Genomic DNA, 24,656 nt, shown 5'->3' on the forward strand with positions numbered 1-24,656 from the left:
CTTACCAGTCAGAGGCATATAGGTGACAACGTTAAGAGACTAAAGCATTCAACTACTTATTCGTGGTAGTTAAATACTTTATGGCCACCCTTCATTAGATAAGCATCTCGCTTAAATAAATTCAAATCTGCCTGCATCATGTCTTGAACAAGAGCTGGCAAATCGTAAGTGGGGGTCCATCCTAGCTTCTGCTGGGATTTTGTAGGGTCGCCAATTAGCAATTCAACTTCTGTTGGGCGGAAGTACTTCGGGTCTACCTCTACCACTACTGTACCTTCAGCTACTTGATAATCAGGGTTGCCGCAACGTACTACGCGAGCTTTTTCATTTGCTCCTTCACCTTCGAAAGCTAGCTCTATTCCAACTTCTTCGAAAGCCATCTTGACAAAATCCCGTACGGTCGTAGTAACACCTGTTGCAATAACGAAATCTTCAGGCTCGTCTTGCTGCAATATTCGCCACATAGCCTCTACATAGTCCTTCGCGTGTCCCCAGTCACGTCGTGCATCCAAATTGCCTAGATAGATTTTCTGTTGTAATCCCATAGCAATACGGGCAGTACCACGAGTAATCTTACGTGTTACAAAAGTTTCACCACGTAAGGGGCTTTCATGGTTGAATAAAATGCCATTACAAGCGAACATACCATATGCTTCCCGATAGTTTACCGTGATCCAATAGCCATAGAGTTTGGCCACAGCGTAAGGAGAGCGAGGATAAAAGGGGGTAGTTTCCGATTGCGGTACAGCTTGCACCAAGCCATATAATTCGGAGGTAGATGCTTGGTAAATTCGCGTTTTCTTGGTGAGACCGAGCAAACGTACAGCTTCTAAGATGCGTAACGTACCGATACCATCTGCATTTGCCGTGTATTCAGGTGTGTCAAACGAAACCTTCACGTGAGACATGGCACCGAGATTATATATCTCGTCTGGCTGTACTTCCTGAATTATACGGATCAGATTAGTTGAATCAGACAGGTCACCATAATGAAGCTTAAAGCGAACATTTTGGTCATGTGGATCTTGATAGAGATGGTCGATCCGATCCGTATTGAATAGCGATGAACGTCGCTTGATTCCATGAACCATATAGCCTTTCTCTAGCAGAAGTTCAGCCAAGTAAGCACCATCTTGTCCGGTAATACCAGTTACTAAGGCTACTTTCATATGAGCAGTTGTTGAATTAGATACCAAAATTTGTTGTTGCAATTTGTAATGCGAAGTCAAACCAAAGCTATAAGAAGCAGCAAAAGTACTCTCTCTCAGCTTTGTAAGCAAAGTAGCATGTTAGATTCTCTATTCTGCACCTAGTTGTGCCAGCCGAATACGCTTATCTACCACTTTATGTTATGGTTGTTAGGTCTCCTGTTTACAAAACTTTGTTCACCTCTGCCTTGCGATAGAAATATTCTATTGTATGCGTTTTGTTATAATTAGCCATAAATGTATCGGCTACCTCAAATGCCTGAGGTATCATTGCCTCCATGCTTTCGATAGGCTTTATGGCAGTGCTGTCATAGCCGGTGGGCAGTTTCTGGTTCCCGTTATACTGTTCCCACTTTAATACTTCAAACAGTTTGCGCTTTATTGGTCGTATTGGTGCTTTTAGCATCTCAATCCAGCCTGATTTATATCGCACGAAATCCTGAAAACTATTACTGATAGACTTGTCATAGTAGAAACGCATACGATCAGCTTCCAAGTCACTAGTACTACGCCCTTCTTGTTGATTCATCACCCGATAGTTACTCTGGGGGTTTTCAATGCGAACACTAAGCATAGCCGTGCTCCAAGCAAGATTCACATTCAGACTAGTAATTCGGTATGTAAACTCCGTATCTACCTGTACAACGCCTGTATGAAATAAACCAGTAATGGCTAACGATTTACGTCTTATCAAAAATGGTAAGCCAATCATCCATACTACTTCTTTATTGTCTAGCCAGCGGCGAAAATTATTGGCCACATCTTCATATATAGTGGCTTGGGCTAAATTCTCCAGATGAATCAAACCTGTGTTACCCGATAGTACATCTATTTCAGGATGCTCTAACATAAACTGTTTACTTTCCCGGATAGCTGGGTAGTAGAAGGCATCATCATCGGTGATGAGTTTGATGATCTCCCCGCGCGCCATTAGCATGCATTTATTAAACCCGTGCGCCTCGCCCTTGTCCCGCTCGGAGATGAATTGCTGGATCCGACCGGCGGCATACAGGCCCTGCAGATACTCGACCGTCCCATCCTTGCTGCCCCCGTCCGCCACGACGATCTCTTCATCCTCCTGACGCGCCGCCATCAGCCGCTCCAGCACCTGCTTCAGGTAAGGCAGCTTGTTGTACGTGGTCAGTATGTAGGAAAGGGCGTATGCCATAATGCGAGAAGAAAAGTGACTACAGGCTAAGAAAGTTCTATGTGTGGCTTCCGATTCAACCTCATTGCCAACTAGTAACCCAGCTGCTTTGCATATTCCAGCATCTTCGCACGAGGTCTAATCTTGATAGGCCGTGCTGGCACTCCCACATATATAGTCCAAGGCTCTGTATCCTTAGTCACAAGTGAGCAAGCTCCTACAACACTACCTTCAGCAATCGTTACGTTGGGCATAACTACCACATTGGTGCCAATACCGGAGAATCGAGCACAACGAATTGTTCCGAAGTCAACCGTATCCCGGTATTGTTCGGGCGCGGTTACACTTGTAAAGCCATCGCCCATAAACTGATCTGACCCGCAAATAAGACGACTACCAGCAGCTATAGTCACGAAATCTTCTACGATAAGTGTACTCTGCGCGCCACCTATGACAGTAATATAAGGTGACAGATGTGTGTAGTCGCCGATCTGTGCAGCAGTTGTTATATAAACTCCTGAATCTATCGCAACATGGCTACCTAATGTTACCAGGTGAGGCCGGCGTATTTCAACGTTAGCACTTACAAACACATCTTCACCACAGCCTTTTAACAAGGTAGTATCATACTGCGCGGATTTAATTGGTTTACTCTGATCACTCATACTTGATGAAGGGGAATTTCTTAATAAGGGAATACTGACTCGTAATAGGCAATCGTATTGGCAATACCCTGCTCAAAGTCGGTAAATTTAAAGTCAGGGAACACTTGCCGAAAGCGGGTATCATCCATTACTTTCTTTGGTGCGCCATCTGGCTTGCTATGATCCCACACTACTTTGCCTTGGTAATCAAACTTTGACTGAATGATATCTACCAACTCATTTACACTAAGACCATCATTCTGAGCTAAATTCAAAGGCTTTTCTAAACCCGCCCTATCAGGAAGCAGCATAATTTCCCATACCAAGCGGGCAAAATCACGAGCATATAACCACTCTCGAATAGCTATACCAGTACCCCAAATAGGTAATTCAGGCTGCTTTATTTTTTCAGCCTTTACAAACTTCGATACCAGAGCATTTAGCGCATGAGCCTTATTAGGGTCAGTTGAATCGTGGGGACCATACATATTGGGAGTAAGCAGGTTGATGCTACGTACCGCGTATTGCATCTGAAAGCTTTCAGCAACTGTCCATAGTAGGCGACGCGTAGAGCCATAGGCCAACACCGATCGATGTATATGACCATTCCACCACTCCTCCTCGCGGTATATCTCAGCACTACCTGGGTAAGCGCAGTTTGCAATGGGGTTGATAACAATGGCTAGTGGACAGGCAGCAGCCACAGCCTCATACATACCCATAATCATGCGTGTGTTGTCAGCAATAACAGTTGCAGCCTGCTCTGTCACATAATTAAGACTGCCTACATGCGCAGCGCAATTAATAATGAACTTAGGTCGATGCTTGCTTAAAAACTCCGTTACCTGCTGTGTATCACGCAGATCTAAACCAGTACTTCTGGAGGCCTCAATTGGCTCTACTCCATTTTCCCGCAATACTTCTACAATATTGCTACCCGCAAATCCACTCGCGCCAAATACTACTACTTTCATCTCTACCAGCCTTGCTTAATTGTATTAATAATATAATCTACCTGCTCTATGGTCAATGCGTCATGCAATGGCACATGAATCTGCGTTTCGTCGAAACGACGCTGATTAGTTAGATCCATTCTTTTACCGCCAAAGAGTGTATTTTTATCAATACCGTCGTGTACTACAGAACTGGCTATACCTTTCGCTTTTAAAGTTCGGATGAAGTCTAATCGGTTCTCAACGTGGAAGCCGAATAGCCAGTGCGCGCTTTCTCGGTCAGCTTTGTGATCAAAGAGAGTTACCCCTTGCACATCGCGTAGCCCATCCCGATACTGACGCACTAATTGACGCCGGTAGTCCATGCGTTGCTGGAAACCCTCCAGATTTGCTATACCTAATGCTGCGGCATAGTCACTCAAATGATACTTATATCCAACGTCAGTTAAATCATAAACCCGCTCACCTATTTCGGATACCGGCGAGTGAGCACGGTCAATACCAAACCAGCGACGACGAAATACTTCACGTGTATGAGTTGGGTCAAGCGAGCATAAAGCACCACCATCACCGGTGGTCAGATGCTTAATTGCTTGAAATGAGAAACAGGTAAAATCCGAAATCGATCCAATGGCCCGACCCTTATAGGTGGCACCGGGAGCATGGGCAGCATCTTCGATCACCAGCAAATTGTGCTGCTTAGCTAACGCGTGGATTTCATCCATATCACATGGATATCCTCCCCAGTGCACAGCCATAATAGCTTTCGTACGCACTGTAATTGCCCCTTTTATTGAAGCTGGATCAATGTTGCCATTCTCATACTGAATATCAGCGAAGACGGGAGTAGCTCCTTCCTGTACAACTGCTATAGCAGAAGCAATAAAAGTCTGGGGAGACATTATTACCTCATCACCAGGGCCAATACCCGCTACTGCCATGGCTAAGTGAAGGGCACTGGTGCCACTGTTTAGAGCCGCTGGGCTTACCATGCCTAGCTCAGTCGCCAATAGTGCCTCGAACTCTTTCACTAATTTTCCTTCACTGAGGAAAGTAGTACTCAAAACTTCCGAAACCCTTGACTGAGCTGAGGGATGAACGAAAGTGTTAAACATTGAAATCGAACTTAAAGAAACTGATGCCATAAAATAAGGAACATTGCATTAAGTCTAGTAAACTTAATGTCTATTAAAACAAGTTGTTAAACAGGCATGAGTAATACCTCAGCCATAGATCGGGCATTTACGTGCTTAGAAAACATTTTAATCTGCGATCCATTTAAAAAGGACTCTATACAATCTAAGTATTTTGTGTATTGTTGATAGGTCATTGTTTTCGTGTACTGGTATAATTCCTCATGGTTTTTAAAGTCGCGACGATTAATAAAACAATCTGATGGTACCAGTCTATCTACCTCTTGATGACCCAAATAAATTGGAACGCATCCTGCGGCGAACGAGTCGAATATTTTCTCAGACAAACAGCCAGGAGTATCACCGGTATTTTCATAAGAAATGGAAAAACGATAGCGTTGCAAGGTTTGAATTTTTTGATCTGGTGCAGCACTCCCACGATCAACCCTAGCAAATATTTTCTTGCGTTGGGCCGCTATCAAATTCATGATACCTTGTGGCATCACCTTTCCTAATAGCCCTGCTCCTCGAAAGCTTGAATATACGCTAGAAGAGATGCCACGAGTGTAAAGATCGAACTCGTCAGGGTGGTGCTTAGAGAACCATCTCAGTGTCAGATATCTTTCGTGTAATAAAGATCCTGATCCTTTTGGTGGCTTTGCTACGCCGAATGCAGCAGCCATTAACACACATAGCCTACGATCATTAAAGTCTTGTTCGCTAGGCCGTTTATAAGGAGGGAAATCCTCAAAATCGATAGAAAAATAGAAGTGAAAATAACGTTTATTATCTACACGACTATAATCATATGTGAGAATTTTATCAAAGGACGCGTGATTTTGGGATAACCAATTGTCAGGATAGTAAGTCGCTGGCTCTGTTAATATCAGATGTAATTTCTGACTAGGTCGAGTACGGGTAAAGTTTTGAAAATACAGAGGTTGATCTAAACTTATAATAAGATCAGAATCCTCAGGGGGGTGTATATCTTGTGTAGCGAGATCAACTCCTTTCTTGGCTAACTCATCCCTTAAAGCGACATATAAATACGTATCGCTTTTCATGCCATACAGAGACTCGCCCGAAAAAATCCTATTTTCAAGAAGAACTGGATCCTCTCGAACGTATAAGGTTGCTTTCAAATAAGTTAATTTAGGGAAGGATTCTCTACGAGAAGAAAGCAATTTTTTCACTCTCTAGAGCCCCTCAACGTACAAAAATCTCAAATACTCTCCTTTAAACGACTACTTCCCATTTGACAAGTAAAAGTTTAAAACATTACTACAATTTAGCATATCGCTTTGCTGGAGGAGCCAAAACAAAGTGAATGCAGTGTTCAGAAGAATTGCTGAAGCTGATGCAAATTTAGCATATTTTATCTAGCCTCTACTCAGCGAAGCTAGATTAACCATCAATCATTTAGTATCTAACAGAACAGATCGCCTTCATAATCACTATTTTATCTAGGCGTATTCTCATTAAACATCCTGATAAATATTAGATTAATTATAAATCAGTCAGGATGTTATTCAGTAATGATATATCCGCTACTAAATCAGCTTTATTTGTTACATCACCTTCCATTGCTTGTTTGCAAGGCACATTATAGTAGTGAAGCTGCATATTAGAAGCCATACGATAATAGATAAGGTTCTCAAAGTCGCGATTATCAAGTGACACTAGTTTATCCTCATTAATTAACTCTATTACAGTGGTATTTGGCTGCATAAACAGGATATTGGTCAGGTTTGCGCCATGCATGCCCATAATTACTGAGGCTTCCTGCATAAGCCAAACTTGCTCAGAGAAAGACATTCCTTCGAAATAGATTATCTCAAAATTATATTGTTCCAACAATGGAAGAATAGCTACCTCATTTGCTAAACGCCGATTGCGCTGGCGTGCGCGCGATACATACAAACGTCGGGTTGGAACTGGCGATGGCTGCTGGCCTATGGCCTCAACCACCTCTGTTCTGATTTGGCGCATCAAAGAAGCATCTTGAAAACCTGGAGGTGCTGCGTATTCAGGGAGCAGTAACAGTGGTACTTTAATGATCTGTTTTTCCTTGATTGGCAACAAGCGCTTAAAGCCTACTATATCAGCGGTAATTTTCACATATTCTGGAGTGGGCTCCGGGGTTATTAATAAGCAATTGGGATACAGCTGACGCAAAATCAATAGACGCGGCAATGAATCTGCCATCCAGTGATAGTAATTGTCAACTGACCAAAGATCATGTACTAATGCTGCCTGAGTATCGGTTGAGGGCAGCTGAATATGCGGAACCAACCATTGCTTAAGCAGATAAGAATCCGTGTAATGCTGTTCTTCTCTTATGTGCGGAAGGCCTTTCAAAAAAATCTTTAGGTTTTTGAAAATGATGGTTTGCCAAGAGACACTGACGTTTTTGAGTTTATAAATACTGCGTGCTGGCAGGCCCGTACTTTCTTGAAAATACCTAGCTAGGTTGAGAGGCATATCATTAAAGTTAACTGGCAATTCAGGGGATGATGGGGAAACGGCTGGTAATACTTCGACTCCTTTTTCTTTCCATGCGGGCAGAAACTTATACATTCTCTTTACAGAGGAATCAGCAGACCGCTTAAAAAAAGAATAAATGAAATTAAAAGCCATTATGAGAGTGATACAAAAAATTAGTAATTACTATTTATTATCCATGTACAATTAAATAAATTACAAAATCCTAACACTTTAATAAACACTATTTACGCAAGATGTATTTTACTTTGCTTTTAAATTCTTCCACTATTTTATAGTAATCTATTATATCAGCAAAATTCATTACATAATTAATCACGGTCATTATCTGCTGTTTGCTACTCATCAAGATCATTATATCATTTGTAAGAAGAGCCTTCGCATAACGCAATGAAAGTATCTGCCGAAAAGCCCCCCAGCTCATATATAGAAAGTCTTTAATCAAATTTAGAGTTGGGGTAGATTGTTCTGCGTCGCGTTTCATTAGGGCGCTACGATAAGCGCCCAGTCGGGATGCAGCCCAGACAGGTGAATAGTAAAGCCGGTTCCTATAGTCGGTGGTTAATCGATTAGCTGTCATGTAATGCTCTAGCTTCAGGCTAGAGCAATACCACACTTCATAGCCCAAAAGCTGCGCAACATAGCACAGTTCGTCATCCTCCCCAGCTGTTAGCGTCTTGGTTCCCTGACGACCAGCAAACAGGCTTTTAAAGTTCAGATGCTCCAACTCACGCCATAGCTTCAAGCGAACAAACATCCCTGCTCCCCACAAAATGTTGGCCCCAATGTTTCCGTCGGGTAATGGCTGAACATTCTTTCCAGCCTTGTATATCGGTACTCCAACCGCATAATTGGCCTGAAAAAGCGGGAACCAGCTAGGGGGAGGCACCTCGAACGAGCCTACATTTTGCCCCCCAACTATCGCTACCCGCGGATTAGACTCCAATAAATCGAATCCGATTTGCAAATAGTCGGGCGCCAAGCGGTTATCATCGTCTACAATACAAGCGTATTGGTAGCGTGCTTGGCTAAAAGCAAGCTTAACGGCAAAGTTCTTACCCGGACGTGGTTCCTTGTAAAGGCGCAGTGGAATAGTGGTACCTAGCTGCTTCCAATGCGCTTCGGCCTGTTCGCTGGTACCGTCTGTACAGGCATTATCTACTAAGATAACCTCCCATGGGATACCCGGTTTAACTACCTGCTGGGCCAAACGATTCAGGGTTTCCCCTATGCGTGAAACACTATTATAGGTGCATATCAAAAACGAGACACCAGCCGGCAGTATTTCTACACTTTTATCCTCCGGCTGCATAGGCAACTATTTTGTTTTTATATGGTCAGCATAACATAAGCACTGCACGAAGATAAGCGGGAGAAACAAGTTTATGCTGTAAGTCAGGGATTAAACAAACCTCTTCTTCATCGTATACAACTTATTATTAAATAGTTGTCGAAATAAATTCACCCAAATGCATCTGTAGTTGAGCTTACTATCAGAGCTTCACCCAGGACGTTGGTACAATCATCTCTGATGTGACATTGATCTTGGGAAACCACATATGTGGGGCCACTACCACCTTTTCGGGATTGCGGCCCAGCCAGGCCCCCCACCAGCTATAGGTGCTGTTAGCAATTATATGGTGCTGGCACAGGCTCATCAGGTGCATATCCTCGTGACTGGGCTGCTGGGGGGCATTTTTTACAAATACGCATGGGTATGGAACCTTCAGGTGTTGCTCTGCCCATGCGATATCGTCGGAAAACACATATAGTGTAATACCTTTTCCAACTTTTGCAACTACTTCATTCACAGCGCGCTCATAATACTCGAGCGAGCATACGCTGGCGTACTTCGCAGCTTCGGCTTCGGTCAGATAGTCACCGCGCCTGATGTGCAGAGAAACTGAATCGGTAGCGCGAAGCTGGAGGGCAATTTCCTGCGCAGTTGCGCTAACAAAAGCCGGAAAAACGAAGTCGTTGCGGATAGACTGCCCAATCTCATCAAACCACTTTTCACTTTGCCACAAGCCGTCTATATACACCAGATGCCCCTGAGTTTGCAAAAACTCCGGCTTATAGGCCAGCGAATAATAATCGGTAGTCAGGGAAAAAGCCGGCACCATACCCAGCAATTTCCGGCCTCGGTTGTAGGCTTTGTAGAGGCTCGACTCAAGGTATTGATCACACTGACGCAGCTGTGGCGAGGAGGCAGCTACCATGTGAGGCCCAACAGCCGGGAATATATTCAACTCCAGGGCACGGGGGGTGCTGGTAATCTGGCTACGCTCCAGAAAGCGGAAATCAAACCGCAGCTCCTCTTGCTTCTCCAGTGCCAGTTTTCGGCCTAAAGCATACTGAAACATTTGGTTACCTAGACCACCAACCAACTTTACTATAATCATTTGACTCGTATTATTAGAAGAAGCAGCTAAAATGTTACAGAACTTACTCCTCTGCCAATCCTATTATAGACTCTTCAGACTAATACTTTTATTGGTACAGTTACGCTTTTCTTACTGCGTAAGAATGGCTTTTCAACCAAGTTCCAACTTATATATCCTAATAGGCTAGCGAAGAGCAGGGCTAGTGGAATTAATAGCCATAATGAAACACTAGGTAAATACCAATCTAAAAGCTTCTGTATGGGCCACCCATATAAGTAGAGGCCATAAGAAATATCGTCTATCTTCTGAAATGAGATAAGTGATGGAATGCTTGCAAAAGCGAACCAAAACAGGGCATATGCACCAACAGTCGCTAAACCTAGCAAAGCTAGATCGTGTTGTGTTGTCAATAAAAACAATAAGACTACTGCGGCAATTACTGCCCATCTACCTCGAGCTACTACACCAAACAATTTAAAACAGGCTCCTGCGCTAAAGAAGGCTACAAAATTTATAAATTCTGGAGGGCTGACCAAATACCACTTTTGACCAGGCAGGTTCAGTGTTCTTACTTGATCAGACATTAGCATCAGGCCTAATGCTACAATATATACTATCAGCCAGACACCTTTCTGACGGCTAACCCCAGCTAAACCAAAGAGTAGAGCCAATGCGTAGCATCGCACCTCAAACTCGATGGTCCACATTGCACCGTTCACATAGGGGTAAGCAGTTCCTACAAAGTTAGGAGGAAGCTCCAATGGGTGTTTAAGCTGCACAGCCATGCTGAAGAGCGCTCGATAATTCAATTCATGAAAATATGCCGCTACATCCTGTGCCCCCAGTGGAGCTGCAACAAAAACTGAGACAGCAAACGCAATTACAAACCCTGGAACAATGCGTCGGATACGCTTTTCTATAAAATCTGCTATTTGGGGTCGACGTTGCCAACTCCCTACAATCAGATAGCCACTCAAAATAAAGAATCCTGCTACTGCGAACTCACCAAAACTAATTGTACCAAAAACGCGAGTTAGGAGTTCTCGGGAACGGTCACCATACCGGAGTTCTGGCCCGTGTGCTACTAGTACTAACGAAGCAAAAAGTAGGCGCAGAAAGTTTAAGTTATTGCTATGCGACGCTGTAGGGATCGTATTAGTAGCAGTTTCCATTAATTAAACACCAAAAAATAAAGGCAATAAAAAAAGCGAAGATAAGTAGCGCGTTGCTATTCATGTTCGCTTAATGGTAATACATTGGTAATGCATTACAGAAAGGCTAGCCCATCGTTTTAATCAGTTCCTTGGTGTAAACCTACTTTTGTCTCTCGTCTATACTACTCTACTGTAGCTTAACTATTGGTGCACTATTTGTTAATCTGCCAATAAGTATATCACTTTCGTTCAATCGTATCATTTAAACACACAATCTCATGAATACTATCAAGCACAAACTAGCAAGTGTTGCTTTCCTAGTTAGCTTATGCCTAACGGGAAGCTCAGTACTCGCTCAAAATGCCGTACGAACAGCTGTGCAACAAGGTCATGGTGCTTTCGTTAGCAAAACAGACAAAGAGTACGCAATAGGTAATGCTAGCCTTGGGATTCCAACTTTAGCTCCAGATGCAGTGGTAATGCTCAAACAAGTAAAGTTTGTAATTACACCATCAGGCAATTCCACTTCTGTATTGACTGGTATGTTACCAGCGAATCAGCGCCCAGCGCAACGTATTGTTTTTAATTCTACTCATACAGAAACAGTAGATGGACCAACAAAAGGACGTGTGTATGATACCGTAGCGGTTACAGAAACGGATGGTAGCATTACCTATACTGGTACCCTGAAAGGTAAAGGCAAGGGCAAAAAGTAAGTTACTTGCTAGCCTACTAAATAAAGAAGCCCTGACATATGTCAGGGCTTCTTTATTTAGTAGGCTAGCAAAAAGGTGTACTCAGACAAACTTATATGTCATCTGAACGGTCAGTACTTAGATTCCAGTTCGTCCGCATGCTGACGTTTCCATTTGTTTCAGCTACTGTATGAATTTGATAGGTGTAGCTTTCACCATCTATGACAAGTGTAAATGATTTATTTGACATATGTTTTGTGGTAGGTCTGCAACCAGTAGCTGGGATTGTTCCTGCCCATGTATCGATTTCCCCTTTGGGTGTTACTTTGTGAGTAAGCAATGTCATAGTCACATTGCACCCCAAGTTAGTGGCGTCTGGTCCCTGTTCCCATGTACCACCTATCGCTACCGGATTTAAAGTACCAGGGATATACAGGTTCGACGACTGCACAGTTTGTAATTTAGGAGACACATTTTCTGACTCTTTAGCACAAGCACTAGCCAGAATTCCGCTACCAAAAAGCATAGCAATGCGAAGTAATTGTAGAGCTTTTTTCATTCTAGTAAAATTTTAAGATTTTTTTGAATTATTTATAAATCGAAAGTACAGTACAATTGCTTAATTTAAAATAGATCTTTAAACATTTATATAAAAAAACAGCTATACTAGTTGCATTAGCAATATGAACTATAAAAGATCAAATTGTCCATTTACAACTTACCAAAAAGATTTGTCCTCTACCAGCTATTATACTATCTCTCCACTCACACTCACTGAGGTATAACTTACGGGACCTGAAAAGATCGTCAGCTATAAAAGATGGACTAGTAGTAGCCTACTATTATGGTGATGTATGCTCTACAACGCACCAAGATGAGGTTTCCGCACGCTCCAGACTTTAAAAAGACTTGACTTTCAAAAGTCGGCCAGATACTTATAGGAACCTATAAAACGCTGATTATGTCCAACGTGTCTCATAAGCAAGAGCAAGAAGCCACTCACACAAAGTGTAAAGGCTAATAAGCCTTTAGTAAGTCTGGCTTGGTTGTCTGGGGCCTCTAACCTTTATCCAGCATAGTCTATTAGTACAGCCTTTACTATACCCTAACTATACAGGCGCTTGCACTTTATAGTACATAATATTCTATTCTCCAGAATCTTACGTATTCTTTCTAATTGACAAATTGAAAAAAAGGTCTGCTAATTCAACTAGCTTATTGTGTATGGCCACTTAGCCAGCTGCTATCTTCTGCTTACAAGCGCAGGATTGGATTAAGCTCTTATTAGCTTTCTAACAGTCAGGCTACAGTAAGCACACTTGCTACTGTATATGTTGCTTCCAGAACTCAGGATCGTACTTCTCCCAGGCATGTGATGCCATAGGCAATTGCTTCTTATTAAGCATATATAACACCCTCGGATTAACCTCAAACGCAAAAGCTGTGGCATCCTCCACAGTTGCGATAGTAAACCAAGGGAAAAACGTCTTGACTATAGTTGCCCAATAACCATCTTCATACAGGGGTGTTTCCCACGGCAAAGCGGCATCGTAAGCTCTGGTGCGCCGTTGATACTCATGTTTGGCCACCCGCAATACAGACACCCAATGTTGCGCAACAGTTTTAACGGTTTGAAAAGTCGGCTTACGACCACTAAATATCTCCAGAGCATACAGAACCGTCAGAAAAGACTTTACTTTCCTTAAGGAAAAGCCACCATTACCAACTCCAAGGATGGGGCTTTCAGGGATAGCAGCGTGATAGCCCTCAAACCACGGGGCCCCAATATAATCGTACCCCTTCCTGATGAAGTAATCGAGCTTGTCAGCAAAAACAAAAACGTCGAGCTGGCAAACCAGCATATACTCATAGTTGGCAAAGCATTTATAGAACTCCAGACTTAATAACAGCTGGCTATAGCTTACAAGACCAGTAAAATAGCTTGGGGCAAAATTGAGCGTTCTTATTGAATAACTTTGCTCCAGTTTCGGATAATAGGCTGCCGTGTCGATGCCTTTATGGGCGACCAAAACAATATCATAAGCTCCTAAAACCTTGTACGTTGTCTGTAAGGATTTTATTTCACCAACGCTTAGCTCTGCGTATTGCTTATATACCGGAATAACAACGACAACATTACGTTTCATTTGAGAAAGAGGATCAACTTATTCCAATGACTTCTTAAGTAATAACAAATTCATACGGGTAAACATCTTAATTCCTACCCGAGCTATCACATTAGATTTCCATATCACCTTTAACGCATCTAGGCAGAGTTGCCGCTTACCAGCTAGCTTAGGTAGAATAGCATAAAAAGCTTTCGTTTCTTCAAGAGCTATAGCATCAGCAGATAAATTATTGAGATTAACAGGCAATACATTCTTCCACTTATTATGAAGTTTAATAGTATCGCTGAGCCAGCCATCATTAAAACTACCTTCAGAAAAGTGATTTAATAAGACTTCGTATGTAACAGCTACATCATATTTCTGAAGTACGCTCAACGAGAAGTCAACATCGTAGCAATGGAAACCATTAAAGACGGTATCATCAAACTTTATTTGATTAACAACTTCTCTGGTAGTGCAAAACCAAACACCGTCAACCGCTGCTACTTTAGATAATGATTCGTTTCGTGGATTACTATAATCGTGAATGCTGGAGCCATCCGCTTTATAATGCTGAACAACATTCATATATAAGGTCTTATCTGTAGCCGTAGAAAAGGACCATCCAGAAGGTAATAAAGATTTATAGCTACTACCTGCTACTCCTAGTAATCCTAATTTAGGATTATTTTGAAAAGCATTTACTACCTTCTCTCCCCACCCATTCGTAATAAAGCCAACGTCTTCATGCATAAAACATAAAACATTGAATTGGCTTTTTGAAATTCCTAAATTATAAGCTTGGAATATTGAATATGTGCCTTTGCTATTATCGATATCAATTATCTGGTATGGTAAACCAATAGTTGCTTCTATGCTTTGAGCAGCGCTACTTAGCATTTCTGCGCTACGAGAGCAAATAATAATTGATATCATATCAATTTCGCTGTTGTAATATTCTATGAATGCTACAGAACATTAAGCAAAATCCCTGCTTAGCATCATATCCTGCCAGTATTGTGCCTGAATCTCCGCATCAAACTCATTGGCCCTTGCAATTGATATCTCCTTATTAAAATTGATTTCATTATTACTAACCTTGTGCATAGCCTGGACCAAATCTAAAGTATCAAATGAATCTATTACGATACCCATACCATCTTTAACGAATTCTTTAACTCCCCCCGAATTAAAAGAAACAATTGGCAAGCCCAGTGCGGCAGCTTCTATCATAACTAATGGGAAAGGGTCTTCTCTGGAAGTCAACACTAACCCGTCTGCTAATGCTAAATAATCATAATAATCATCGGACTTAGAACCAAGCATAAATACATTTTCAATTCCATAGTATTTTAGTTCTTTTTCTATATAATAGGAATAACCTGATGAACCAAGTCCAAGCCACAATATAGATACTGACTTACCAAGTGATCTAGCAATTAAAGGTATAAGGTCTGTTCCTTTACGATACTCAACAGAGCCTGACATGACCCAAATGAAAGAGCTATTTATATTTAATTTTTTCTTTAATTTTTCTGTATTTTTTTTATCTAAGGCTATTTTACTTGTATCTATACATTCATAATGTAACGCGATATTTGTTCCTCCCATTATCCTAAGTTTATCACAGACTACTTCTGAACAACCTACTAGTAATTTAGCACCTTCTACTGCATTTTTTAAATTATTATACGTAATATGCTGATATACGAAAAGCATGTCGTGAAAGTGAACCACATAAGGCACACCTAATTCTAAAGCTAATGATACTGCCTCAGGACAAAGAACTGTATTTATATACCAAACATCAGGCTTGAACTTATTATGTGCATCGATTACAGATTTTTTATAAGGATCATCAACTTTATTCTTTCCAAATATTCTATTTTTTGCTTTTATAATTACTCTTTGTCCTAGAGTTTGCTTTAAAGGAACATGCGGCAGAAAAAAGGGAACTGACTTAGGCAATTCATCAATAAGAGGGCCTTTCTGCCCACTAAATAATGCACACGAAAATTTATCCTTATTAATGTGCTTAATAGTATACCAGAGCATCATTTCAGCACCATTCCGACCAGCAAAGGGAGTGAAGAATAAAATTCTCATTTAAAATATTTTAAGCAAAACTATTTCTTAATACCAAAATCATTTCCTTTTAAGCGCCTCAGGAAAGGATAAACTATTCCATCTCCCATTACTTGCCTTAGGCCACTAAAGTTGTTGGAAAATAAAAATCTATTAAGTTGAAACTTAGTTTTTCTCTTAATCTCCGGGCTCAAACCAATCATATTTTTATAAATCATATAATGCCTACTTAATGGTATATCGTACTCTATCATGCTTTTTAACCACATTTCTAAAATACTATCTACCATTATACCAGAGAAAAACCTATCAGGCTCTCCATATTTTTTTATTATCCCTAGTAGCTTACTTAGCTCCAAATAATACACACCATTAACGAGAGTTCTACTACGCACATTATTATGATGATGTCTATAAAAATTTAACGGCTCAACAACAAACGCTACTTTTGACACAGCCATAATGCTTGCCCAAAACAACCAGTCGCCCACTAATCTCATTTTCTCATTAGCTGGTTCTACTTGTTGAATAATACTTCGCCGAATTAATACTGCACTAGCATTAGGAATTATATTACGATAAGACATAAATTTTTTTACTAAATAAATGCCATCAATCACAAAATTTGCAGCCCACAAATTGGAATCTAGTTCCGAATACAACTCAGTATTTCTTTTAATCGAATTTTTCTCTTCAAACACATGCCATGAATCACAATAAGCAAGCCCTACGTGAGCATCGGCATCAAGTAGGGCTATTAATTTTTCTAAAAAATATAAGTCAGCGTAATCATCGCTTTCTGCTATCCAAATGTATTCTCCTTTAGCTAGATTAAAACCCTTGTTCCATTGTTTAAAAGTAGTACCACTGTTCTGATCGTTATATACAACACGTATACGCTCATCATTTTTTTTATAGCGTTCAATTACCTCACGACTATTATCAGTAGAATAATCATCCAGAATTATTACCTCAAAATCACTATAGCTTTGATTTAACACAGTTTCAATCCGCTGCGGCAAGTACCTAGCGTGATTGTAATTAGGAATGATTACTGTAACCTTTGGCGCCACTTGATTCATTATAAAATTTACCAAAGATTTTTTTAGTAATGGCTTCTATATGCGAAAATATTCAGCTGCAGATCATTTACAATATTACTACTATTATATTTTTTATAATCGATGAATGGAAATTCCATATAATCCCATGCATGTTTTATATAATAGCGAAATCCAGAGTCAGTCATTATTTTCAACAACTTATCTAACTCTTGTTCTTGCGAAATCGAACTATGATATTCAACAAACATAAGTTCGACATTCTTCAATTCGCTCTGGCAATCAGCTAATACTTCTAACTCAGCTCCTTCAATATCGATTTTTAAAAAATCAACTTTCTCACGCAGCAGATTCTTCAAACGAACTGCTTTGACCTTTTTAATCTCACCTATCAACGTGTCATCACTCACTACCATACCTCCAAGAGAATTATTTGGCAAGAAGCTCAACTCACCATCAGTATTCCATACTGCTGCATTATGCATAACCACATCTGTAAAGCCGAAGGATTTAAGATTACCCTTGCACACTTCATAGATTTTATCATCCGGTTCAAAACCAACTATCTTTGCATTAGGATACAATCTTTTGAAATATATTACACTTAAACCTATATTAACTCCACAATCGATAATATAAGGGTTTTGCTTATCTGCCTTAAATTTATATACCTCGTCAATTAAAACCTCTTCAACATTCTGTATAAAAGAATACGTCCCAATACGATTAATTTCTACCCCGAATATTTTTGATTTAGTAAATCCACTTCTATTCTCACTCAAACCTTTATAGATATAATCGCTGTACTCCTCAAAAGTAATTCCAATAGGCTTGAAGTTTTTGACGTAGTTATATCTACCAATGGTAGTGCGATGCAATAAACTTTTTAAATTCATGGACCTTAAGATTTACTTTCTCAACTACAACCAGTTGTAGCGACCAAATACTACTCCGTAATCATGTTCTCCATGCTTTGACATTATTGAGCCAGCATCGATAACTTTAAAATTACATACATCTTCAACTACATCAAGTTGAGCTATTTTAGGAAGGTTTACAAAAGCATAAAGTGAATAATCTCCCCTAACTAATGTATTTGCTTCAATAACGAGGGAGTAATGCGACTTTTCAATTCTGGTTTCACAGGAGAAGACTGGTCTTTTTCTTCCGTCAAGAATTGTCACAAATATATCACGCCCTTTATTTATGCTTGTTTCACTGGCGTGAAACTTAAAATCAATAATTATCGCCTCATCGTATTGGAAGCTTGCTGAAACTTCTCCCTTAGTATTTCGAACGTGTATTTCGTCAATATAAATCTCACTAGAGTCTTTCTCTATTGAATTTACATATGATGGCGATACTTGGTCATGATTCAAATACCTAGCTACTGTTTCCTTCATAGCACCATCATATTCAACGGTTCCATGTTTCATTATTATGCCATGTGTGCATAACTGAGAAACTGCGTTTAAATCATGGCTAACAAAAAGCACAGTTCGACCATCATTGACACTTACATCCTTCATTCGTCCCAAGCACTTTTTCTGGAAATCGGCATCGCCCACAGCAAGCACCTCGTCTATAATTAGGATTTCGGGTTCGAGAAACGCAGCTACAGCAAATGCTAAGCGCACATACATGCCACTGCTATAGCGCTTCACGGGCGTATCGATATAGCGCTCAACACCGGAGAAGTCTACAATCTCATCGAATTTACTATGAATCTCGGGCTTGCTCATCCCTAAGATTGCCCCATTTAGGTAGATGTTCTCGCGGCCAGTAAGCTCTGGATGAAACCCGGTACCTACTTCGAGTAGAGAAGCAATGCGTCCTTTGATCTTTATGCGCCCGGTGGTAGGAGCAGTTACTTTAGAAAGGATTTTGAGCAACGTGGATTTACCAGCTCCATTACGTCCAATTATGCCTAGCACCTCGCCCTGTTTGACCTCAAAATTCACATCTTTCAGTGACCAAACGTAGTCGCTTTGTCCTTTTACCGTGCGATCGTTGCTTTCGCCTATTTTGGCAAAAGGATCTTCCTGACCACGTAAGCGCGCCCACCAACGATTTAGGTCGTGGGTGAGGGTACCTGTGCCAATTTCGCCCAGACGGTAAAGCTTCCCTAGCTCCTCTATTTTAATGGCAATATCACTCATGAACAGCGAAGCAATCATTACCAGGAAGCTAATTTGCCCCCCAGCCTTGTTTATACAGTGTCAGTAAAGCTCTTTTGAACCTTGTTGAAGATGATAGTGCCTAATAAGAGCACGAGCAAGGATATGAGCAGACTATAACCCAGGCCACCCCAGCTAAATGTACCAGAACCCAAAAACGCATACCGGAATGTTTCGACGATAGATGTCATTGGGTTGGCTAGAATCAGCCAACGGTACGCTATAGGAAGGCTTGACAAAGGATATATTACAGGAGTAGCATACATGAGCAACTGCACTCCGAAAGTAAGTAGAATAGCTAAATCGCGGTATTTGGTAGTCAGGGCGCTAAACGTCATACCAAGCCCTAATGATAGTAGCGCCATGATTACCACGAGTAACGGGGTAAGCACTATCAACCAGTTAGGCTGAACCTTATCACTAAAGATTAAATAATATCCCCAGACAACGATAAACAAAGTAAACTGCGTACCAAAGCGAACGAGGTTGGAGATAACAATGGCTAGCGGCATTGTAAGGCGTGGAAAATACACCTTACCGAAAATGTGGGCATTGTCGCGAAAGACCGTAGAAGTAGCCGTTAGACTTTGCGCAAAGTAATTCCAGATAGTAATACCAGAAAGATAAAACACTAACATTGGCAGCCCATCAGTAGATAGCTTGGCTACGTTGCCAAAGATGATGATGAAGGTGAGCGTAGTAAGTAAGGGCTGAACAAAAAACCAGATAGGCCCCAGGATAGTCTGCTTATAGGTTGACACAAAATCCCGGCGCACAAACAGCAGCACCAAGTCGCGGTAGCGCCAGAGATCTTTAAGTCCCAGATCGAGCAGACGAGTCTGGGGGGCAATTATTTCCGTCCACTCCTCTGCCTCCGTTTTGGTTACGGAGTTCGGCGCTTTCATCACTTCTGCTGTTTCCATCGCGCTGATTAAATCACGGAACGTTTACGGTGTATTGATGGCCTTATTTTACCTAAGGCTGACTATTTCCTTGTTAGGAGTTTGGCCAAGACTTAAGCAGATACTGCGGTCATGTTCTTTTGCTCATGCTGCATAAAGTCTTGATATACAGCCTGAATCCCTTCTTCCAACCCAATAGTGTAGCGCCACCCCTTGGAGGCTAGCTTGCTCACATCCATAAGCTTGCGGGGCGTGCCATCGGGGTAGTCAGTATTGAAGCGAATGGTTCCCTGGTAGCCAACAGTGCGTTGAACGAGCTCGGCTAGCTCACGAATGCTAAGATCTTCCCCTGTACCAATGTTCACGAGGCCTGGCTCATCATAGGTTTGCAGCAGGTGGAAGCAGGCATCCGCCAGATCATCCACATGCAGAAACTCGCGGCGTGGGGTACCGGTTCCCCACACTTCTACCTCGGGAGTGTTCTGGAGCTTGGCTTCGTGAAACTTACGAATCAGGGCTGGCAGTACGTGTGATTTTTGCAGATCGTAGTTGTCGTGCGGGCCGTAGAGGTTAGTAGGCATAGCCGAGATAAAATGGCTGCCATACTGGCTGCGGTATGCATCACACATTTTGATACCTGCGATTTTGGCAATCGCGTAGGGCTCATTCGTGCTTTCCAGCTCCCCGGTCAATAAAGACTCTTCTTTTAAAGGCTGGGGGGCTAATTTAGGATAGATACAAGATGAGCCCAGGAACAACAGCTTCTTTACCCCAAATACATGACTTTGATGAATTACATTCACCTGAATCATCAAGTTACTGTATATAAAGTCGGCGCGGTAGGTATTATTTGCATGAATGCCTCCTACCATAGCGGCGGCAAGGACAACATACTCTGGCTTCTCAGCTGCAAAAAAAGCTTCCACAGCGGCCTGGTTACGCAGGTCCAGCTCAGCTGATGTACGTACCAGCAAGTTGTTATAGCCAGCCTTTTCAAGGCGACGGACGAGAGCAGAACCAACCATACCGCGATGGCCAGCTATATATATTTTGGCGTTTTGGTCCATTTAAGATTTCGTGCAGTAATGCAGTTATAAAGAACGAGGAAGGCAGGATGTGCTAAGTCTAGATGAGCAGGAAGTGACAAGCTATTTGCGCCACCAATCAAGATCGGGTAGCCGCCCGTTGCTTAGCGGGGCCATTTCGGGTTGCAGGCGCTTAACCATACTGCCAGGCAACAGCTTTTTGATGAGGGGATTGACAGTAGCCCCCAGAATTACCCGTCGAGTGCGGGGGCTATAGCTGAGCAGTCGGGGCAGCTTGCGCATTGCCAATGGTCTGGCTAAGGCCGGATCAACCTTGCCGGCCCAGTTTACTTCCCAATAGGCATATAAGTTTCGTCGCTCAACGCTGGTGAGATGAAACCGTTGGCCATACACCGCATCAGCTTCGCAGCTTTCCACCATTTTCACCAAGTTGGGGTACCATTTTGGCGAGGTAGATGTGCGCTGCTCGGGGTGAAGCTGGTATACTGCCAGCATAGCAGGAATGGACTGCCCAGCAGAATGATGTGCTAGCCGATACCACAAATCAATATCGGCGCACATATCTACTTCTCGGCGCATAGCTCCTACTTTTTCCAGCATATCACGCCTTACAAACGTAGCGTGCTGCGGAGGTATGAACTGAAAGAGTATGCTGTGCGGAGTAATAGAGCCCGTAAAAGAGTTGGCGTATGTTACCTGATTGTCCAGATCAATGGCATATTCGCCCCCCGAGATAAATCCTGCTTCCGGGTGCTGTTCAAAGCCAGTTGCCATGTGGCGAAATGCATTCGGCAAATAATAGTCGTCACTGCTCTGAATAGCAATGACTTCACCCGTAGCCTTGGCCAAGCCTTTTGTTACAGCGTCAACGTACCCTTCATCCCGGGCCGACCACCATATAATCTGATTATCGTATTTCTGGAGCACATTAACGGTAGAATCAGTGGATCCACCATCCGAAACAATAATCTGCACTTGGCCGGGGTAATCCTGCCGGAGAATGCTCAGTAAAGTCCGCTCAATAAAATGCCCCTGGTTCCAGGATGGAATAATGACGGAGATGGAGGGGAACTGCTGCATCCAGATTACATTTCTAGGTCAGGGACTTTACATCTGCCAGCCACAGACTAAGCAGTTCGAGTTCATCGGGCAGCACGATGCCTTCTTTCTCCAAAGCAGTATATGCGTTATAGAGATTATCGGCTACGGAAACGGCAGGGTCCAGCGCGGCCTGTACAGTAGCAATTACGCGATTAGGATGCAGGTAGCATGGAATCTCCGATTCAAAGTCCTTCACATAATCATGAGGATTACGCTCCTGAAGCACAGTGGCTTTAGTAAAACCTAAGCGGTAGCCGTGAAGCCACATGATGGGCTGCGCTACCAGACCGCGCAGGATATCGGTAAAGCGAAAGGTGACGTAAGCCGGCAAGTAGAGCAAGGGGAAAAGCTCTTGCCGAAAGGCTGTATTTTGAGAGTTAAAGGGGCAAAGCGTGCCTTCTGCCAACACCACCGGCTCGTGGTTATCAAAAAAACATTCGGTGTTGTCTACTAAGCGGTAAATAGCATCCACATCCGGATCGCCATCAGCGAGACCTTGCCATACTCCGATCTTACTGGACTGGCTTTGAAGATCTTCCTCTTGTAATACGTGTGCTTTAGAGTTAATCAGATCCAAGGGCAAACCCCGCGGCCAGATATGCTGTTTGGTGAAGGTCTTGTATATATTAACAAACCCTTTTTCACTCTTCGAAGTCAGAAAATTGCCTTCCATTGCTGGAAAGTCCCAGCCTTCATAAGGAATGTTATCATCGTCTGTGTCGATAATAACCTGGGCACCCTGCTGCATAGCATGCAGATAGCCCATCATTTTACGCCCGTAGTGGTTGTAGGGCAACTTAGCCGACATCTGCATACCCATTGCCTCCTGATCGGCTACGGATAAATAGGTTACATTATCAGTGCTCCAATGCGCGGGAGACTTTTTGTCGCCGGCAACTACCAGTTGATAGTCGGCCAGAGTAGCGAATTTTTTTACTGCCTTCGTTGGGGCGAAAATAGAAGTGATGACAATTGAAGACTTCAACGAAGACATAAGCAGGTATAAGATTATACAAAAGAAGTTTACGATTTAAGACCTTACGGGTATTGCTCGCAACTCATATTAAATGCTGGTTTTGAGGCGCAAAGGTACAATGTTTTTATTTACGCATTATTTTGTACTGCTAGGGGCAACCTACGCGTAACAGAAACACAACAGGCTTTTGCCCGCCGGATAAGCCTGTAAGATAGGTTCTCGCTTTGATTTTACAAGTGTTCGAAAAAGCTTCGGATACCTTCTACTACAGCTGTTACCTCTTCCTGCCGCATACCCGGCCACATGGGCAAGCTCAACGACGTTTTAGCTAACTCCTCTGCAATGGGGTAGGCTCCCTCCTGAATGCCTAAGTGGGTATAAGCTCGTTGGAGATGAGGCGGTACTGGATAATGAATCAACGTACCTATACCCTGTTCCTGCAGATAATGCTGTAGCCTGTCGCGGTGGGTAGTACGCACCACGTATAGATGATACACGTGTGTTGCTCCTACTGCAGTAACCGGCAGAATAAGGTCTCCTACTCCAGCTAAGTGCTGGTTGTAAAGTGCCGCCACTGTACGGCGCTGCTGTGTCCAATCCTGTAGATAAGGCAGCTTCACATTTAATACTGCTGCCTGCAGCTCATCGAGGCGAGAATTATAGCCTATAACCTCGTTGTAGTACTTTTGCTGAGAGCCGTAATTGCGCAGCGTGCGAATTTTGCCCCCCAGAATCTCGTCATTCGTTGTCACGGCACCCGCGTCGCCGAGGGCCCCCAGGTTTTTTCCTGGATAGAAGCTGGTACCGTTTACATGGCCGAAGCTGCCCGTCATCTGTCCTTGCCAGGCAGCTCCCTGCGCCTGCGCATTGTCTTCGACCACCCATAGACCATATCGCTGTGCCACTTCCATAATGGCAGTCATCTCACATGCCTGACCGTACAGATGGACTGACATAATGCCTTTTGTTTTGGGAGTGATGGCCGCTTCCATGCGCCTAGGATCTATGTTATAAGTCGCGGTATTAGGCTCTACCGCAACTGGTGTTGCGCCAACAAAAGAAATGGCCAGCCAAGTAGCGATGTAGGTGTTGCTGGGCACCAGTACTTCGTCACCTGGCCCAACATTCAAGGCCAATAGTGCCAGATGCAGGGCATCAAGACCGTTCGCTACCCCTACACAGTGGTTCACCTCATTAAACGCGGCGTAGGCGGCCTCAAAAGCTTTTACCTGGTCCCCTAGAACATACCATTGCTTATCATAAACGCCTGCAATTGCAGCAAGTACTTCCTCACGAATGGGGTCATGCTGAGGCGCAAAAGATAGAAACGGAATATTCATTATAAGTTGAAGTTAGCAATGAGAAAAGCCGAATAGCTGC

Annotated in this window: 23 protein-coding genes; 1 reads left to right on the forward strand and 22 read right to left on the reverse strand. The window is 42.6% G+C overall.

Annotated features, from left to right (window positions below):
* Positions 1-56 precede the first annotated feature (56 nt).
* From gmd to IEW06_RS12890, 10 genes are all read right to left on the reverse strand, one after another.
* Positions 57-1,169, reverse strand: coding sequence for a GDP-mannose 4,6-dehydratase (gene gmd / locus IEW06_RS12845; RefSeq protein WP_188548497.1), 1,113 nt, complete (start codon positions 1,167-1,169; stop codon positions 57-59).
* A gap of 202 nt (positions 1,170-1,371) precedes the next feature.
* Positions 1,372-2,376, reverse strand: coding sequence for a glycosyltransferase family A protein (locus IEW06_RS12850; protein ID WP_187732876.1), 1,005 nt, complete (start codon positions 2,374-2,376; stop codon positions 1,372-1,374).
* 71 nt (positions 2,377-2,447) lie between these two features.
* Positions 2,448-3,020 carry an acyltransferase gene (locus tag IEW06_RS12855; protein ID WP_187732877.1) on the reverse strand — a complete coding sequence of 191 codons (573 nt, stop codon included), beginning with the start codon at positions 3,018-3,020 and terminating at the stop codon, positions 2,448-2,450.
* Between the two features lie 20 nt (positions 3,021-3,040).
* Positions 3,041-3,973 (reverse strand): NAD-dependent epimerase/dehydratase family protein, encoded by a 933-nt coding sequence (locus tag IEW06_RS12860; RefSeq protein ID WP_187732878.1) that lies wholly within the window; start codon positions 3,971-3,973, stop codon positions 3,041-3,043.
* A 2-nt stretch (positions 3,974-3,975) separates the two neighbouring features.
* Positions 3,976-5,097, reverse strand: a complete 1,122-nt coding sequence (locus IEW06_RS12865; protein ID WP_187732879.1) for a DegT/DnrJ/EryC1/StrS family aminotransferase — start codon at positions 5,095-5,097, stop codon at positions 3,976-3,978.
* A gap of 56 nt (positions 5,098-5,153) precedes the next feature.
* Entirely contained in the window at positions 5,154-6,227 is a 1,074-nt protein-coding gene (locus IEW06_RS12870) for a glycosyltransferase family 10 domain-containing protein (RefSeq protein WP_187732880.1), read from the reverse strand.
* A gap of 364 nt (positions 6,228-6,591) precedes the next feature.
* Positions 6,592-7,662 carry a glycosyltransferase family 61 protein gene (locus tag IEW06_RS12875; protein ID WP_187732881.1) on the reverse strand — a complete coding sequence of 357 codons (1,071 nt, stop codon included), beginning with the start codon at positions 7,660-7,662 and terminating at the stop codon, positions 6,592-6,594.
* Between the two features lie 148 nt (positions 7,663-7,810).
* Entirely contained in the window at positions 7,811-8,899 is a 1,089-nt protein-coding gene (locus IEW06_RS12880; protein ID WP_187732882.1) for a glycosyltransferase, read from the reverse strand.
* Between the two features lie 181 nt (positions 8,900-9,080).
* Positions 9,081-9,950, reverse strand: coding sequence for an alpha-1,2-fucosyltransferase (locus IEW06_RS12885; protein ID WP_229743119.1), 870 nt, complete (start codon positions 9,948-9,950; stop codon positions 9,081-9,083).
* A 113-nt stretch (positions 9,951-10,063) separates the two neighbouring features.
* A complete protein-coding gene (locus IEW06_RS12890) occupies positions 10,064-11,143 on the reverse strand; it encodes an acyltransferase family protein (protein WP_187732884.1) in 1,080 nt (359 codons plus the stop codon).
* A gap of 260 nt (positions 11,144-11,403) precedes the next feature.
* Between IEW06_RS12890 and IEW06_RS12895 the strand changes: the two genes are divergently transcribed.
* Positions 11,404-11,841, forward strand: a complete 438-nt coding sequence (locus IEW06_RS12895; RefSeq protein ID WP_187732885.1) for a hypothetical protein — start codon at positions 11,404-11,406, stop codon at positions 11,839-11,841.
* Positions 11,842-11,932: 91 nt separating this feature from the next.
* Here the strand turns inward: IEW06_RS12895 and IEW06_RS12900 are convergent, their stop codons facing one another.
* The 12 genes from IEW06_RS12900 to IEW06_RS12955 all read right to left on the reverse strand — a co-directional run bounded on the left by IEW06_RS12900 (position 11,933) and on the right by IEW06_RS12955 (position 24,616).
* Entirely contained in the window at positions 11,933-12,379 is a 447-nt protein-coding gene (locus IEW06_RS12900) for a hypothetical protein (RefSeq protein WP_187732886.1), read from the reverse strand.
* Positions 12,380-13,142: 763 nt separating this feature from the next.
* On the reverse strand, positions 13,143-13,967 hold the full coding sequence (locus IEW06_RS12905) for a DUF5672 family protein (RefSeq protein WP_187732887.1): 825 nt from the start codon (positions 13,965-13,967) through the stop codon (positions 13,143-13,145).
* 18 nt (positions 13,968-13,985) lie between these two features.
* Entirely contained in the window at positions 13,986-14,864 is an 879-nt protein-coding gene (locus IEW06_RS12910) for a glycosyltransferase (RefSeq protein WP_187732888.1), read from the reverse strand.
* A 42-nt stretch (positions 14,865-14,906) separates the two neighbouring features.
* Positions 14,907-16,034 carry a glycosyltransferase family 4 protein gene (locus IEW06_RS12915; RefSeq protein ID WP_188548380.1) on the reverse strand — a complete coding sequence of 376 codons (1,128 nt, stop codon included), beginning with the start codon at positions 16,032-16,034 and terminating at the stop codon, positions 14,907-14,909.
* 20 nt (positions 16,035-16,054) lie between these two features.
* Positions 16,055-17,095 carry a glycosyltransferase family 2 protein gene (locus tag IEW06_RS12920; RefSeq protein WP_187732890.1) on the reverse strand — a complete coding sequence of 347 codons (1,041 nt, stop codon included), beginning with the start codon at positions 17,093-17,095 and terminating at the stop codon, positions 16,055-16,057.
* A gap of 23 nt (positions 17,096-17,118) precedes the next feature.
* Entirely contained in the window at positions 17,119-17,970 is an 852-nt protein-coding gene (locus tag IEW06_RS12925; RefSeq protein ID WP_187732891.1) for an FkbM family methyltransferase, read from the reverse strand.
* A gap of 24 nt (positions 17,971-17,994) precedes the next feature.
* On the reverse strand, positions 17,995-19,233 hold the full coding sequence (locus IEW06_RS12930) for an ABC transporter ATP-binding protein (RefSeq protein WP_187732892.1): 1,239 nt from the start codon (positions 19,231-19,233) through the stop codon (positions 17,995-17,997).
* Between the two features lie 50 nt (positions 19,234-19,283).
* A complete protein-coding gene (locus IEW06_RS12935) occupies positions 19,284-20,174 on the reverse strand; it encodes an ABC transporter permease (RefSeq protein WP_229743120.1) in 891 nt (296 codons plus the stop codon).
* A gap of 92 nt (positions 20,175-20,266) precedes the next feature.
* Positions 20,267-21,220 (reverse strand): GDP-L-fucose synthase, encoded by a 954-nt coding sequence (gene fcl, locus IEW06_RS12940; RefSeq protein WP_188548381.1) that lies wholly within the window; start codon positions 21,218-21,220, stop codon positions 20,267-20,269.
* Positions 21,221-21,301: 81 nt separating this feature from the next.
* Positions 21,302-22,279: a glycosyltransferase gene (locus IEW06_RS12945; RefSeq protein ID WP_187732894.1), complete on the reverse strand. Its 978-nt coding sequence runs from the start codon at positions 22,277-22,279 to the stop codon at positions 21,302-21,304.
* Positions 22,280-22,292: 13 nt separating this feature from the next.
* The gene (locus IEW06_RS12950; RefSeq protein WP_187732895.1) at positions 22,293-23,294 is read right to left on the reverse strand and encodes an STELLO glycosyltransferase family protein; all 1,002 of its coding nucleotides are present in this window, start codon (positions 23,292-23,294) and stop codon (positions 22,293-22,295) included.
* 212 nt (positions 23,295-23,506) lie between these two features.
* Entirely contained in the window at positions 23,507-24,616 is a 1,110-nt protein-coding gene (locus tag IEW06_RS12955; RefSeq protein ID WP_188548382.1) for a DegT/DnrJ/EryC1/StrS family aminotransferase, read from the reverse strand.
* Between the last annotated feature and the right edge of the window lie 40 nt (positions 24,617-24,656).

The organism is Hymenobacter qilianensis (genome assembly GCF_014638675.1).
GTDB lineage: Bacteria > Bacteroidota > Bacteroidia > Cytophagales > Hymenobacteraceae > Hymenobacter > Hymenobacter qilianensis.